The sequence below is a fragment of the Nitrososphaerota archaeon genome, assembly GCA_016872055.1.
Lineage (GTDB): Archaea > Thermoproteota > Nitrososphaeria > Nitrososphaerales > Nitrosopumilaceae > Nitrosotenuis.
In genome coordinates, this window is record VHBH01000003.1 from 1 (window position 1) to 13,393 (window position 13,393).

The window sequence follows — 13,393 nt, forward strand, 5'->3', positions numbered from 1 at the left end:
GTGTGCCCGAGAACAATCTTCCAATTGCTACCGGACCTGCCGCAGGATCCATTGCCATGTTTACAATCATCATTACCGCAGGACCATTGTCATCGCAATTCAGAATTGCTTTGCCAATCTCGGATTCTAAGTCGCCTTTCCAGATTTTTGGAATTCTGTACTTTTGTGCTACGTGTGGTGGCGGGTGGTGCTTTACAACCATTCCAAGGACTGCTTCTGCCAGTGGTGCTTTTTTTGCCAAGTCATCCACGTTTGCTCCGTCCTGGTATGCCGCGTAAATGTCCTTAAACGAAATTCCTTTTTCCTTCATCACATCAATGTTAAAGCCCCATCTATCTTTGGCAGAACCAAATGATACAGAGCCGTCCTGAATTGAGACCTTCCACTTTTCCCTGTATTCAGGTTCTGCATAGGTATCAATTAGTCCGTTAAAAGTAGAAACAATGTTTGCAAGCCATTCTTGCATTTTGTCCGGTGTTAATCTTAATTCTTTGATGAGTCTGTCGATTTTGTTGATGTATAATACTGGTCGCACACGCTCTTCTAATGCTTGTCTAGTTACAGTTTCAGTCTGAGTCATGATTCCTTCTACAGAGTCGGATACCACAACTGCACCATCGATTGCCCTGAGGCTTCTGGTGACACGTCCTGTAAAGTCAATGTGTCCAGGTGTGTCAATCATGTTTACGACATATTCCTGGTTTTGTTTTTCGAAAAGTAGTGTAACGTTTGCCTGCACAATTGTCATCTGACGGTCTTGTTCAAGCTTCATGGAATCCAAGGCTAGTGCACGTCCTGCTGCCTGAGGAGAGATGATTCCTGCATATCCTAGTAGGTTGTCACTCATGGTTGTCTTGCCATGGTCTACGTGAGCAATTACACCAAAGTTGCGGATATTTTCCTTGTTTTTGATGATCTTTAGGATCTGCTCTGTTGCCTTGTACTTCATATTTGATTGAGTTTTTTTCGGAGGTGTATTAAACCTTATTTCTGTCCGATCAGGTTTTCATAGCTAATTGATCATCTCAGAGCTTGCAACTCGGACTTTTTTTGTCTTGCAAAATAACAGTCCGTGATTTTCCTTTTTTGTGTCAATTCCATTGGAATCATCTGTGTGACAATAATGTAAAACAAGACCCGCGTTGATGCATTTCCATTAACTAATGGAGGCTGCAAAGATACTAGTCGTTTATCAGGTTCATGGCATAGTCAGCCGCAACAAAAGAATCGGCAGGGTTTGTGACTGAAAAAGACATTACTCACTAGCTTGCAAAAATGGCCTAATTATTATTACCACATCAAAAAGACCAAAAACATGAGGATATCCGTGGGCCACACTCCAGACTCGGATGACGCATTCATGTTTTATGGAATGCTCACAGGCAATGTACCGTCAGATGATTTTACAATTCAACATGTCATTGCAGACATTGAAGAGCTAAACAAAAGGGCGCTAAATGACGAGCTTGACGTCACGGCAGTGTCTGTCCATGCCTGTGCATATTTGCCAAACCACACAATTCTGCGAAGTGGCGGAAGCTTTGGAATTGGTTATGGGCCAATAGTCATTGCAAAAAACGACATGCCGCAAGATAAACTCGCCAAGTCAAAGATTGCCATTCCCGGAAAAATGACATCAGCTTTTTTGCTATTACAGCTAATGATTGGAAAATTCGACTTTGTAGAGATGAAATTCAGCGATATTCCGGCAGCAGTTCTAGACGGAACTGTTGATGCAGGCCTGGTAATTCACGAGACCCAGCTGTCGTATGAATCAGAAAAACTGACTAAAATTCTAGATGTCGGAAAATGGTGGGATCAGTCTACGCACTTGCCAGTCCCATTGGGCACCAATGTGATGAGTAATCGGTTTGACAGAAAAACCATCCAAAAATTTGACAAGTACCTGCATGATTCCATTGTATATGGCCTAGAGCACCAAAAAGAAGCACTAGAATATTCCATGCAGTATAGCAGAGGCAAGCCAGAAGGCCTAATTGAAAAATTTGTCAGAATGTACGTAAACGATGTCACTGTTGACATGGGAAAAGAGGGCGAGCAGTCAATTAAGACGTTTTTTGAGATGGCGGCAAAGAAGAATCTTATTCCAAAATTCAAAATACAATTAAGTTGAGATAGGAGGAAGCGGAACACGGCGATTCAAAAAATAATCGCTTACTTGAAACATCAATACCACCATTGTGATGAGGACAAGATTGTGTTTGCTTCGTATACTATATGCCAAATTTAATACATAAAGATGATTGGTGAGCAACTAGACATTTGTTCAAATAAGACGGCTTATCTTTACATTCGTTCAGATCGGATATTGTATCATCTTGGTTTTTTGTACAGGTGTATAGTGGTACGATTTGTATAATAATGATGTATGTGTATTGACATCATGGTACTAGTAGACAAAAAAATACTTGGGGGCGGACTCGCAATGCTAATTGTCGGTTTAGTCTTGCTTTCCTATCTGAATTCTAATGTACCCATTGGCAAGGCCGGCATGACAGAAGAGCAGGTCTTTGATTTGATGAACAGAGAAAGAACACATGAGGAATATTCGACTTTGGCCGCAATACTGGCAGGGCTAGGCTTTTTGTTTGTAATGATAAGTTTTGGGGCAAGAAGAAAGAAAGGCGGCGCAAAGACAATAGAAAAAAAGCCCCCAGAGGCATCCTAAAGATTTTAACCAAAATCTACACATACACCATAATTGGTCACAGCAGAAATCAGCCTTTATCCAGTAGGCACGGATTCACCCAGCCTTAGCTTTTACATAGCAAGGGCAATCGAGTCAATTGGCACTAAAATTAAACACCAAACCACGCCAATGGGCACAATACTGGAATCAGACGACATTCAGGATATCTTTGATGCAACAAAATCAATGACGGAGATAATCCACAGATTAGGAGTAAAGCGAGTCGAAGTAATCCTCAAGATTGATTCCAGGACAGACAAAAAACAAACAGCAGATGATAAAATGAAATCCTTGGACAGGTACCTAAAAGGTGCGTAATACCTTGAAGAATGTGTTTCGCTGGGCAGGCGAGCGTCCTATTTCCTTTACCATGGTTGCAAGCTCCATTACAGATGAATGTGTAGGCTTGCCGGCTGCACGGTAAATCTCTTCAGAGAATGCAGTTCCAACCAGATCACTTCCACCATTGGACAGTGCTACTTGGGCCAACTTCTTGCCCAACGCGACCCAATATACCGAGATGTTGTTTAGATGGCCTGCAAGCATCAGTCTAGATAGTGAGATTATTTTCAGATCATAAATTGCTGATGACTCGTGATTAACTTGGTGTTTTTGTTCCAGCTCGGTGTTGTCCAGACTGAACTTTAGCGGAATAAACGTGATAAATCCGCCCGTCTTTTTTTGGAGCTCACGCACCTTGATGAGGTGATCAATTATGTGCTCTGGCTTTTCAATGTGACCGTACAGCATCGTGACATTGCTTTTGATTCCAAGGTTGTGAGCTTGCTCTATAGTGTCAAGCCATTCTTGGCCTGAGCACTTGCCCCTAACAATTTGGTTTCTGATTTCAGGGTGGAATATTTCTGCGCCACCGCCAGGCATGGAATCAAGGCCTGCAGACTTGAGGCGTGATAGTATTTCCTTGACTGATGTCTTGGTAAGCTTTGATAGGAAGAATATCTCGGCTGCAGTAAACGCCTTGATGGTAAGGTCTGGGTGGTTCTTTTTGATTATTCTCATCATGTTTTCGTAATAGTCTAACTGCAAGCTTGGATGGAATCCGCCTACAATGTGAACCTCGGTTGCACCCAAGGATTTTGCCGCGGCGATTCGCGCCTCTATTTGCTGAGGAGTTAACGTATACGCATCAGATTCGTCTCCCTTGCGATAAAATGCACACATTTGACAGCTGGCAGCACAAAGATTTGTGTAATTCATGTAGTACGATGCAGCAAATGTAATGGTATTGCCGACTAGTTTTTTTCTAACCAAGTCAGCTGTTGCTCCCACTACAAACTGGTTATCAGAATTTATCAGTTCCAGCCCATCATTGTATGATAGTTCTTCTCCTGCAAGTGCTCTATCTATTGCCTTTGAATCAACAATAATGTCGCGCAGCATTTGCTAGCTATTCCCTGATTTGTAAATATAAAACAAACGTATCAAAATAGACAAATTTTTGGGCAGCATGTTTGTGAGGGTGATGAATCGAGTCTTACTTTTGCTTTTTTGATTTGAATCTTTTTTCAGCGTGGTTATTATTTTTTGGCTGTCTGTGATGCCTTTTCCGCCTTTATCTTTGCCTGCTTGAGTTCATAGTTTTTCTGTTCTGTTTGCTTTTGCTTTTCGTCTAGTTTCTTTTGCTCTTCTTTAAGTGCCTTGATTGCTTCCTTGTTTTTTTTCTCCATCATTTTCTGTATGTTCTTTTGATCAATCATGGAGTCCACTTTTGCCTTCTTTGCTGTCTCACCTAGGTCTTGCTTTGCTTTGTCCAGGGATTCCCGTGTGTTACCCTGCTTTTGTTCTGTGATTGTTGCATCGCGTTTTTTCTTTTGCTCGTCGATTTGGGCCTGTGCGTTGTCTTTTATTGCCTTGTATTCATCTAGTTTTTGTTGTCTTTTTTGGAGTAGTTCTTGGCGTTGAGCTTCGCGCATTTCTTCTAGTTCTTTTCGCTTTGCGTCGAGGTCTTTTTGATTTTGCTTAAGTTTTTCTAGTATTTCCTTATTCTTTATTTGATTTTCCTTTAGTTTTATTTGGCGCTGCGTCTCTAGTTTTTTGAGTTTTTCCTCTTGGGCTTTTTCAAATTCTGCTATTTTCTCTGCTGTAGTTTGTTTTTCCTTTGCCGGCGGTGTTGTCTTAGGAGCCGGTGTTGTAGTTGTTTCAGTGCTAGTAGGGTTTGTCTCAGTGGTTTGTGCAAACGACAAGCCTGCTGGTCCAACCAGTGCTGCACTTAGTAGTATTAGTGATGCTAGGATTCCTAGTCTTTGCATACCACAAAACTATTTTTGCTGGTATTTATATTGTGGAATGATTTCTCCCTGATTTGATAATTTACCACTTGAAAAGTTTAGTTAGCCTCAATGCCAAATCATACTATGGTACTTCCACTAACAGATGAATTCAAGCCAAAATGCTACATTTGCAATAACGCATTTGATACAATAGAATTACTTAGAGCGCACCAAAAAGAGCAACACGCTGAATTTGTCAGCTACCATGAAAACCAGAAACGAGAGCCAGTCCCCGGTGACGTAACTGTATTTTAGAAATGTCAGAGGAGCAATTACACGCGGCAGTCAAGCTGTTTTTGGCAAAACAATTCGATGATGCAGTATCATTGTATGATCAGATTCTGCAAAAAAACCCAGACAGCCTAGATGCGATTAACAACAAAGGTTACGCACTTGGCAAGCTCAAAAAATATGCAGATGCAATTGCGTGTTATGACCTAGGCCTAAAACTATACCCAAATGAAAAAACACTGCTTGTAAACAAGATCTCTTCATTGCGCAAAACCAAGTCATATGATGCCGCACTAGAAATTTGTAGGCAAGTTCTCAATTCAAATCCAGACGACAATATTGCCCTATATCACATGGAGAGAATCCTGGCAGCAATTGGAAATTATGCGGAATCCATCCAATGTTGTGATAGGATTTTATCATCATATCCGCAAAACGCAGAGGTCCTCTTTGACAAGGCCGTATCGTTGGCAAAAACACAAAGCTTCCAGATGACAGACATACTGGCACAGGCAATAAGTTCCGACCAGCACCTTAAAGCCAAGGCAAAAAACCACAGCGCGTTTGCCAAATACAGTACAGATCAGGAATTTTTGCGCATCGTCTCTTGATTGGACTTTAGTAGTTTTTCCGCAATCTCTTTGGATATTTGAGCAATGTCATAGTCCTTGTCAATTTGCAGTGCGTTTTTGAAGCAGGTCAGAGCCTCTTTTATTTTTCCCTGCTCGCCAAAAGACATGCCCTTGTAAGCAAGTGCCATTGCGCATTTTTTATCCAAAAACAACGCCCTATCATAGCAGGCTATTGCCTCATCAAATCTTCCAAGGCTATGTAGCGCGGTCCCTTTGTTTAGAACTGCGGTAACGCTGTCAGGGCTGAGCCTAGTTGCCTTCTCAAAGCACTTGAGTGCTTGTTTGAATTTGCCCAGATTTTGTAATGCCACTCCCTTGTCAATTATGGCATCCAGATGATCAGGATCAGAGTCCAGTATCTTGTTGTAAAGCGTTATTGCCTCGGCAAATTCGCCCTCATGGCACAACTCTGACGCCTGATTCAGAATTTTCTCCAAGTTCAATGAAATTACTGATACAACAATGGACATTAGTCTTACTATGGCATCATTGGGATTTGTAGACATTGTTGTGCAAATGTGTCAGTCCAAGCTAATGACAGACTCACCAGTTCAGTTTTATCCAAAACCACCCAAAACACTGCAATGTCCAATCGGTGTGAAAAGTGCAATATCACCTTTTATTCTTCTAACGGGTTGAACGCTCACCTAGAGAGGACGCATAAAATAATTGAGCAAAAGGACAACCGAGTGCTAGATTCGTTTACGTAGCCAATTTATCAGCGCGATGACAGTTGTTCAAAAAAAACTCTTTTATTCTGGCATTTTAAATTGATTTCATAGCCTTTGGTAGTATCTTTGATACTCACTTGGATCTGAAAACAGTCCTAGACAAAAACTAGGATTTTTTCAATCCAAGAACAATTTTGAGACTTTGATAACCTGATAATTCTTGATTAGTGCGGACTTTCATATGATATGTGAATGGAACGTGTTTTGGTTTGAGTCGGCCTACTTTCTGACTTTTAATGCAATGACCTTACTCGTCTTTTTATTAAACAAATGAATTTTGTTCTAGTCTAATAAAATATCATTTAATTTTTAGGAAATAATACAATTATTTTCCGTCCTTGGCACTAATTATAATAAATTACCACTAGAGGGAAAAAAAGTCACTTGATAAATATTAGAAAATACGAGAATGATTATGGACATAATTTGGGGAAATGTAGGTAAAGTTTTGTCAGGTAATATCTTTGAATTGAATGTAACACACAGAAAAAACGGGAATAAAAAAGACTATTCAGAAATTGAGAAAATCAAAGTTATTCAAACTGACATAATGAGCCTTCCTGCGGATCTCAATGAATGTACAATTGAGCAATTAGAACAAAATTTGGGTGGTTCATTTGTAAAATGTGAAATCAAAGACAGAGAAAGTGATGGATCTCTCAAATCAGTTGTTTCGCATTCTGGACAAGGCGGATATTAGATGAATTTGCAATGGAACCCAATAGAAATAGATTACAATGAGATAGGTCAAAATAAAAAAACAATAGAAAAAATCATCACGGGTGAGTCACCTGCATTAATAATTAGAAATTTTTACAATAATGATTCATGTAAAACAATAGCCCAAAGAGTTGAGACAAAAACCTTTGAAAATAATGAAAAAATTAAGAAGATAGGTGTTTCACTTGTATCGTTTATTTCAAGAAAATCAGAGTATTTTGTTCAGGCTGATGCATTAAGAAAAACAATACGCGATCTGTTTTCTGATTTGGAGGATCCTCGAAAAAAAATCCACACGGCGTTACAAGCACTCTTTCCTGAAAAGCAGATTACTATTGCAGTTGAAAACGGCAAAAAATACGCATGTGGGGTAATCAGACTGCACGAATTAGGAGATTTTGCTTCAATACACAGAGATAATGCAAGATTTGAAGCAAGAAGTTTTGGTGTTTCTAAATTTCCTATTCAATTATCTACAGTATTATACATTCAACAATCTAAGAAGGGCGGAGAATTAGTATTGCACAAAAAATCATGGAAAAAATCAGATGAAAAATTTCGTAACATCGATTTTGGTTATTCAAGGGATGTGATTGCAGATTGCACCCAATCTGTCAGAATAAAGCCAAATCAGGGAGATTTGGTAATAATTAATCCAATTTATTATCATGAGATACTTCCTGTGAGAGCAAATAATCGCATAACATTAGGATTGTTTTTGGCTTTTTCTAGACATGGGGACAAAGTTGTAACTTGGTCTTGATAGAAAAATCATCTAGTTTAGTGACAATTGGAGGCAGTAGACTTGGAAAAGTATCAGAAATGCTGAAGATAAAAAAAAGAGGTGCGAATATTGGACAATTTTGAACAAATAATTACAGTCGTGGCAATTGTTTCAGCTGTAGGAATTTTTGTCGGCACTAGAATTTGGTTACTTTTTAGAAAATAACTTATTCAGATTCAACTTCACAAAGATACAGTCGTATCAGTGTGCTAGAACGGATCTAGTTGATTTGTTACTAGCTAGTGTTGGGTTAAATTTTCAAAAAACTAGTGCCAACACAGCCAAAGATGGATTTTTGCTTAATAATTCAGATTAGCTATGTTTGCTGTCAGTGGTGGTTCCTGTTCTTCAACATGTAGGAGAGTCATCTCCCCACTACTGGCTATTTTTTTGCATTAGTTTCACTCAGATTATTGAACAGGTACCTAGAATGAAAGAATTCTAAAAATATCGCCACAACTTGAGATGCCTACAAAAACCATACTCACTGGACTTTATGTTCAAAGAATCCAGGATTAGGCTCTGCTGAACCTCTCACAACTACACTTGCTAACAAGGCAAGACTCGTAGTTTCGCAGATGTTCATGTAACAAGTGCCCACATTTTGCATTGCCGCAAGTCCTTTGCCTGAGCTCTTTTTGCACTACCTTTTGGGCGATCTGGTTTGCTGCCTCCTTAGTGTAGTGCTTACTGTCCAGATAGTACCTAACTACTCTTGCGTACAGCTTGTTAAAGTCAAACTTTTTTTCTAGCACAATATCATATAGTCATGGATGAATTTATTGCCCATCAATCACAAGCTGAATATATTTTTAAAAAAACATGATATCCTTTAATATTTGTAAAGCAATACTGTAGTGTTGATTTTAGATAAAACAGACGTAAAGATTCTCAAAAACCTCCTAGTCGACGCAAGGCTATCTTCACGTCAGCTTGCGCTAAAGCTTGGCATGTCAACTGTAACCATCCTTACTAGAATCAAAAAGATGGAGCAGAAAAAAATTATCAAAGGATACACCGCCATTATAGACCATGAAAAGCTTGGATACGACCTCACCGCCATCATAGAAATATACACAAAAAAAGGCAAGATGGTCGAAATTGAGCAAGACATTGCATCCCTGGAAAACGTCTGCGCCGTCTATGACGTCACAGGCGAATCCGATACCGTCCTTGTTGCCAAGTTCAAAAACAGAGACGACCTAAGTAAATTCGTCAAAACACTATCATCCAAGCCAAACGTGGACAAGACAGTCACTAACATCGTCCTAAATACGGTCAAAGAAGACTTTAGGCTAGTATAGGCAATATTAATAAAATTTTGAGTCAGTCAGAGAAACGATGAGCAAGTTTGTGTTTTTGGCATTAGCGCTTTTGTTAGTACCAGTATTGGGATATGGACAAGTCATAATGGAAAAACCACAGCGAGGATCCGAGGAGATTTCAGAATACTATAATCCAGAAGACGTCAGGCTAGCCATGATTGGAATAGCAATAGCTGTCATAATCCTGTTTTTGTATCTTGCACGAGATATTATTTTGCGCAGAAAATCAGACTATGAAAAAAAAGAGTTTGATTCAAAGAAAAACCGTGACTATGAAAAATACCACTCCGAGTGGAATCGTGACGATGAAGAATATTTTGGAGAGAAAAAATCCAAAGAGGCTCAAGAATTCCGCAGAATGATGCAAGATTCCACCCTACCAGACTATTACAGAGTGCTTGGGGTATCAATGGAGGCATCTCATGAAGAGATAAAGGCAAGGTTCAGGCAGCTTGCAAAGGAATACCACCCTGACAAGTCAAAGGATGAAAAGAGTGCCGAAAGGTTTGCCGAGATCAATAAGGCATATGAGGTTCTCTCAGACGAAGAGACCAGAAAGGACTATGACAAGTACTACAAGGCATCATTTGGATAATGTATCCATAATGGTCAGGTTTAGCTCAATGCCTGAGCTTTTCTGTACATAGTTTGTCAGATTTGCAATTATTTGCACAGAGTTAGATTCTGGCACAAGTTGGATTTTTGCAAACTCTGTGTTTGGGCCAAGCATTGCCTGCGATAATAACTGAGATATCGAAAAATCGGTGACTAGAATTTTTGCTTTGTATGCAGTAGTGTCAGAAAAATACACTCCCCCCCTAGTAGTAGGCCTGCTAACTGGAACATCAGAAAAAACAATTTCCGAGGATATTGCCATAAAACTTTTGTTTTGGATTATTAAATGTGTGATTTTTTCTTTTTGCGCAACAAGTTTGTCCATTATTTCTTTGTTAATTGCCACAAAACAAAAGAGAATAGAAAAGGTATTGAATCTTTAGAATTCTACGACTCCCAATTACAATACCCTGAATACTACATCAGAATGATTTTGACCTGCTTGCGTGCAAGCCGTGCCTCGAAGTGAGAAATGCCGAATTCCGACTAGAGTTTTTTGTAGATTTTGTTTTTCTGTTACTCCTTCATGAAGAATATTCATAATCGGTGATCTTGTTTTCATCTGACCGAGTTTTGTGCTCAATTACACATAAATCGATTTCAGTGCAAGAACTCCGGCGTGTCCAGGCAAAAAGTAATGTTTGCAAGCCAAAGACGCACACTCCAATACTACATACTGTATTGAAAAGTGCAAATTTGTTATAAAATTTGCAAATTTTATTATAATTTTTACACAAAAAATCTAGCTACAGATTTAAAACTGACTATCCAAGCATACACTAATGCAGCTGTTTGCCAACCCACAGACCTTGCGAAACGAAATTCTAGATCTAGCAGTGTCATGTGGGCTAGATAGTCCCTGCTATAACAAAATGCTGGACTATACCATCAGGCTTTTTGAAACCCAGGGGCTTGGTAAGGAGTACTATGGATACCATAACATCACACATGAGCTAGAGGTAACCTACGTAACCTTGGTTGTTCTAAAATGGAAAAGCATCCTCAACAATATCAGAGAAGAAGACTTCAAGTACATGTATGCCGCAGCCTTGTTTCATGATTTTGATCCCCAGAAAAGTGTCGACAAGCCGCATGAAGACAATGTCATTAGATTCCTAACGCAAGACCAGCATTTGGGTCAGCTCCTCAAAGATGCAGGCTTGGACATTAACATAATCATGGTGCTTATTTTGCGAACCACTTATCCATGGCGCGGCGAGCTAAAAGAGCACGCAGAGGAACAAATCACAAAATGCTTTGATTTGTCCCCAATCACTAAGGATAGTCCAGAGATGCGTGATTATTACATGCGTCTAGGCTGGCTATTGTCCGTAATAGACCGAGTCAGCGGATATTCTCTCGGAGATTTTGCAAAGGCAATGGACATGGCAATGAAAAACGCGCATGCATTGGCATGGCATCCATCGTTTATTGTAAAGCGCTCCGTTGGTTATTTTGAGGATCTTCTAAACAGCGAATCCGAAATGTGTGAAACAGTATTACATGCATTGCCAAAAAACATGAGAAAAAATTTCATGGATGCAGTGACAGGATTTTTGAATCTACGGCAGCTAGAGATCAAAGTCCAATCAGACTATCTCTATGAAAACCTAAGGTTGGTTCCAAAAATAGAGGCGATGCGCTTAAGGCAAGATAGAGAATTCCAGTCCACATTATTTGAAATATTCAACGAGCTTCCAACACCGCTTCAGATAAACCGAGAAAATTTTATTAAAACAGTCGAAGACCCAAAAACGATTCTGAATACTTTGCGCATCGGAAGTTCTGACGGCCAAATAATTGGCTTTGCCAAGGGCGGACCGCTAGAAAACTATATTCTCAGGCCAGAGATAGTAGACCAAAACTTTGGCAAGCATAATACAGTTTTCCTAGAACCAATTGGGCTTAAGATGGGTTACTGGGGACTACATGGTGGAAGTGAGATGAGGCATCTCTTTACAATGCAGGCACATTCGATGAATTACCAGTACCTGACCAGCTTTGCACTCCGAGACGTAATACAAAAAAGAATCGAGGGAAATGAAAAGGCCGAGTTTGTCACAAAGTTCGACCCTGAGCGCTGGGACTATTACCGGATAGAATTATAGGCAAACTCTTTAGTATCACACAATTTTGTATTGTTTCGTGCTAAGGTTAGCTGCTATTTTCGCAATCTGTGTTTTGGCTTTTGCCTCATTTGATACTGTTTTTGCACTGGATGGGACACAGCGTGCCGAAATCAAGAATCCTCGCCTGCTCAATTCCTTCGGTGAGGCATTATCGCAAAACGTCAACGCAAACCAGCAAGTGCAAATTTCAGGAGATATTGTAAATAAGCAGGCAACGCCCCAGACCTTTGTCTATATTGTTCAAATTGTAGACGATGCAGGTATAATCTATAAGCTGACTTGGATTTCCGCATCGCTCAACCCACAGCAATCACTATCCCCAGCAATATCATGGAATCCAACAGAACCTGGAACATATACTGCTCAAATCTATGTCTGGGATTCCATCAAGGATGCAAATGCACTAGCAAAAAAAATAGATCTGAAAATCCTAGTCAGTTAATTTACCATAAACAGTGTATAAGACATCAAGAATTGTGAGCCAAGAAAACAAGGAAAACGAGCCGAATTGATAAGGATTGTAGTTGATTCATTAGCGAAATTAAGATCCCTGCTCCACTATTCTGTTAAATAATTTTTACAGGTTCACGCTAATATTGGATTTGTCCAAAACAGAACATCATGATAGGCTATTGCGTAAAATGCAGAGCAAAACGAGAAATGTCAGGCATCAAGCCATTCACAATGAAAAACGGCAAGCCTGCAACAAAAGGAACATGTCCATCATGTTCAACAGCTATATTCAGAATCGGAAAGGCATAAGCCTTTTCTGATACTTTTTTCAGTCTAGAAATTCCACTCTGGTGCTATTCCATTCCAAAGAGATTTTAGCGGACTTGGGTCCTTGCCAATTTCTTCGGTTATTCTATTCTTTAGCACAAAGAACATGTTCTCTAGTGCGTCAACCCCACCGTCTGCAAACAGTTCCCTACCTATTTCCGTAATTCTTTGCTTTTTTGATGCCACGTCTGACGAATCCGAATTCTGTAAACAGAATGTTAGCAGATCAATTAATTCTTCTTCTAGCATAAAGTCCAAGGTAAATTATGGACTTTAGATGCCCGATATAGCCATTTTGATAATCAGAAAACTATTGTAAGTGTAATTCTAATAACAGCAAGTATTCCGAGTCCACCCATGACAAGACAGTATTTCTCACCAATACAGCGGAGCTGCATGAATTTACCAGTAAATTATATTTGGTCATATGATACCGTTTTGAGAA

17 protein-coding genes are annotated in these 13,393 nt (G+C 39.7%); 10 read left to right on the forward strand and 7 right to left on the reverse strand.

The genetic code is table 11. The annotated features are described in order from the left end of the window. On the reverse strand, positions 1–949 hold a 949-nt coding region (locus FJ354_03180; protein MBM3905673.1), incomplete at its 3' end, for a GTP-binding protein. 366 nt (positions 950–1,315) lie between these two features. Between FJ354_03180 and FJ354_03185 the strand changes: the two genes are divergently transcribed. The 3 genes from FJ354_03185 (at position 1,316) to FJ354_03195 (ending at position 3,028) form a co-directional block, all read left to right on the forward strand. Beyond that, positions 1,316–2,134, forward strand: coding sequence for an ABC transporter substrate-binding protein (locus tag FJ354_03185; GenBank protein MBM3905674.1), 819 nt, complete (start codon positions 1,316–1,318; stop codon positions 2,132–2,134). A gap of 270 nt (positions 2,135–2,404) precedes the next feature. Next, a complete protein-coding gene (locus FJ354_03190) occupies positions 2,405–2,689 on the forward strand; it encodes a hypothetical protein (GenBank protein ID MBM3905675.1) in 285 nt (94 codons plus the stop codon). A 33-nt stretch (positions 2,690–2,722) separates the two neighbouring features. After that, the gene (locus FJ354_03195; protein ID MBM3905676.1) at positions 2,723–3,028 is read left to right on the forward strand and encodes an MTH1187 family thiamine-binding protein; all 306 of its coding nucleotides are present in this window, start codon (positions 2,723–2,725) and stop codon (positions 3,026–3,028) included. On the opposite strand, the gene FJ354_03200 is transcribed toward FJ354_03195, so the two are convergent. Continuing rightward, positions 3,014–4,111 (reverse strand): radical SAM protein, encoded by a 1,098-nt coding sequence (locus FJ354_03200; GenBank protein MBM3905677.1) that lies wholly within the window; start codon positions 4,109–4,111, stop codon positions 3,014–3,016. The two genes, FJ354_03195 and FJ354_03200, sit on opposite strands and share 15 nt — an antisense overlap. Positions 4,112–4,248: 137 nt before the next feature. After that, the gene (locus FJ354_03205; GenBank protein ID MBM3905678.1) at positions 4,249–4,980 is read right to left on the reverse strand and encodes a hypothetical protein; all 732 of its coding nucleotides are present in this window, start codon (positions 4,978–4,980) and stop codon (positions 4,249–4,251) included. Positions 4,981–5,258: 278 nt separating this feature from the next. On the opposite strand from FJ354_03205, the gene FJ354_03210 reads away from it, so the two are divergent. Continuing rightward, positions 5,259–5,843: a tetratricopeptide repeat protein gene (locus FJ354_03210; protein MBM3905679.1), complete on the forward strand. Its 585-nt coding sequence runs from the start codon at positions 5,259–5,261 to the stop codon at positions 5,841–5,843. Here the strand turns inward: FJ354_03210 and FJ354_03215 are convergent. Beyond that, the gene (locus FJ354_03215) at positions 5,816–6,313 is read right to left on the reverse strand and encodes a tetratricopeptide repeat protein (GenBank protein ID MBM3905680.1); all 498 of its coding nucleotides are present in this window, start codon (positions 6,311–6,313) and stop codon (positions 5,816–5,818) included. The genes FJ354_03210 and FJ354_03215 overlap by 28 nt on opposite strands. Before the next feature lie 691 nt (positions 6,314–7,004). Between FJ354_03215 and FJ354_03220 the strand changes: the two genes are divergently transcribed. Then, positions 7,005–7,295, forward strand: a complete 291-nt coding sequence (locus tag FJ354_03220) for a hypothetical protein (protein ID MBM3905681.1) — start codon at positions 7,005–7,007, stop codon at positions 7,293–7,295. Further along, positions 7,296–8,078: a 2OG-Fe(II) oxygenase gene (locus tag FJ354_03225; GenBank protein MBM3905682.1), complete on the forward strand. Its 783-nt coding sequence runs from the start codon at positions 7,296–7,298 to the stop codon at positions 8,076–8,078. Between the two features lie 536 nt (positions 8,079–8,614). On the opposite strand, the gene FJ354_03230 is transcribed toward FJ354_03225, so the two are convergent. Then, the gene (locus tag FJ354_03230; protein ID MBM3905683.1) at positions 8,615–8,854 is read right to left on the reverse strand and encodes a hypothetical protein; all 240 of its coding nucleotides are present in this window, start codon (positions 8,852–8,854) and stop codon (positions 8,615–8,617) included. Between the two features lie 105 nt (positions 8,855–8,959). On the opposite strand from FJ354_03230, the gene FJ354_03235 reads away from it, so the two are divergent. Next, on the forward strand, positions 8,960–9,403 hold the full coding sequence (locus FJ354_03235; protein ID MBM3905684.1) for an Lrp/AsnC family transcriptional regulator: 444 nt from the start codon (positions 8,960–8,962) through the stop codon (positions 9,401–9,403). Positions 9,404–9,440: 37 nt separating this feature from the next. Next, entirely contained in the window at positions 9,441–10,019 is a 579-nt protein-coding gene (locus FJ354_03240; protein ID MBM3905685.1) for a J domain-containing protein, read from the forward strand. On the opposite strand, the gene FJ354_03245 is transcribed toward FJ354_03240, so the two are convergent. After that, complete coding sequence (locus FJ354_03245) at positions 10,008–10,301, reverse strand: hypothetical protein (GenBank protein MBM3905686.1); 294 nt, start codon at positions 10,299–10,301, stop codon at positions 10,008–10,010. The two genes, FJ354_03240 and FJ354_03245, sit on opposite strands and share 12 nt — an antisense overlap. Positions 10,302–10,821: 520 nt before the next feature. On the opposite strand from FJ354_03245, the gene FJ354_03250 reads away from it, so the two are divergent. Together FJ354_03250 and FJ354_03255 are read left to right on the forward strand one after the other, a co-directional pair. Then, on the forward strand, positions 10,822–12,147 hold the full coding sequence (locus tag FJ354_03250) for a hypothetical protein (protein ID MBM3905687.1): 1,326 nt from the start codon (positions 10,822–10,824) through the stop codon (positions 12,145–12,147). Positions 12,148–12,220: 73 nt separating this feature from the next. Next, positions 12,221–12,610 carry a hypothetical protein gene (locus FJ354_03255; GenBank protein ID MBM3905688.1) on the forward strand — a complete coding sequence of 130 codons (390 nt, stop codon included), beginning with the start codon at positions 12,221–12,223 and terminating at the stop codon, positions 12,608–12,610. A 344-nt stretch (positions 12,611–12,954) separates the two neighbouring features. Here the strand turns inward: FJ354_03255 and FJ354_03260 are convergent, their stop codons facing one another. Then, the gene (locus FJ354_03260; GenBank protein MBM3905689.1) at positions 12,955–13,206 is read right to left on the reverse strand and encodes a hypothetical protein; all 252 of its coding nucleotides are present in this window, start codon (positions 13,204–13,206) and stop codon (positions 12,955–12,957) included. Between the last annotated feature and the right edge of the window lie 187 nt (positions 13,207–13,393).

What these genes read in the sequence shown, in the direction of transcription:
- FJ354_03185 (MBM3905674.1), top strand. Translation starts at nt 1,316, where the DNA reads ATGAGGATATCCGTGGGCCACACTCCAGACTCGGATGACGCATTCATG.
- FJ354_03240 (MBM3905685.1), top strand. Translation starts at nt 9,441, where the DNA reads ATGAGCAAGTTTGTGTTTTTGGCATTAGCGCTTTTGTTAGTACCAGTA.
- FJ354_03225 (MBM3905682.1), top strand. Translation starts at nt 7,296, where the DNA reads ATGAATTTGCAATGGAACCCAATAGAAATAGATTACAATGAGATAGGT.
- FJ354_03200 (MBM3905677.1), bottom strand. Translation starts at nt 4,111, where the DNA reads ATGCTGCGCGACATTATTGTTGATTCAAAGGCAATAGATAGAGCACTT.
- FJ354_03210 (MBM3905679.1), top strand. Translation starts at nt 5,259, where the DNA reads ATGTCAGAGGAGCAATTACACGCGGCAGTCAAGCTGTTTTTGGCAAAA.
- FJ354_03190 (MBM3905675.1), top strand. Translation starts at nt 2,405, where the DNA reads ATGGTACTAGTAGACAAAAAAATACTTGGGGGCGGACTCGCAATGCTA.
- FJ354_03245 (MBM3905686.1), bottom strand. Translation starts at nt 10,301, where the DNA reads ATGGCAATATCCTCGGAAATTGTTTTTTCTGATGTTCCAGTTAGCAGG.
- FJ354_03220 (MBM3905681.1), top strand. Translation starts at nt 7,005, where the DNA reads ATGATTATGGACATAATTTGGGGAAATGTAGGTAAAGTTTTGTCAGGT.
- FJ354_03205 (MBM3905678.1), bottom strand. Translation starts at nt 4,980, where the DNA reads ATGCAAAGACTAGGAATCCTAGCATCACTAATACTACTAAGTGCAGCA.
- FJ354_03250 (MBM3905687.1), top strand. Translation starts at nt 10,822, where the DNA reads ATGCAGCTGTTTGCCAACCCACAGACCTTGCGAAACGAAATTCTAGAT.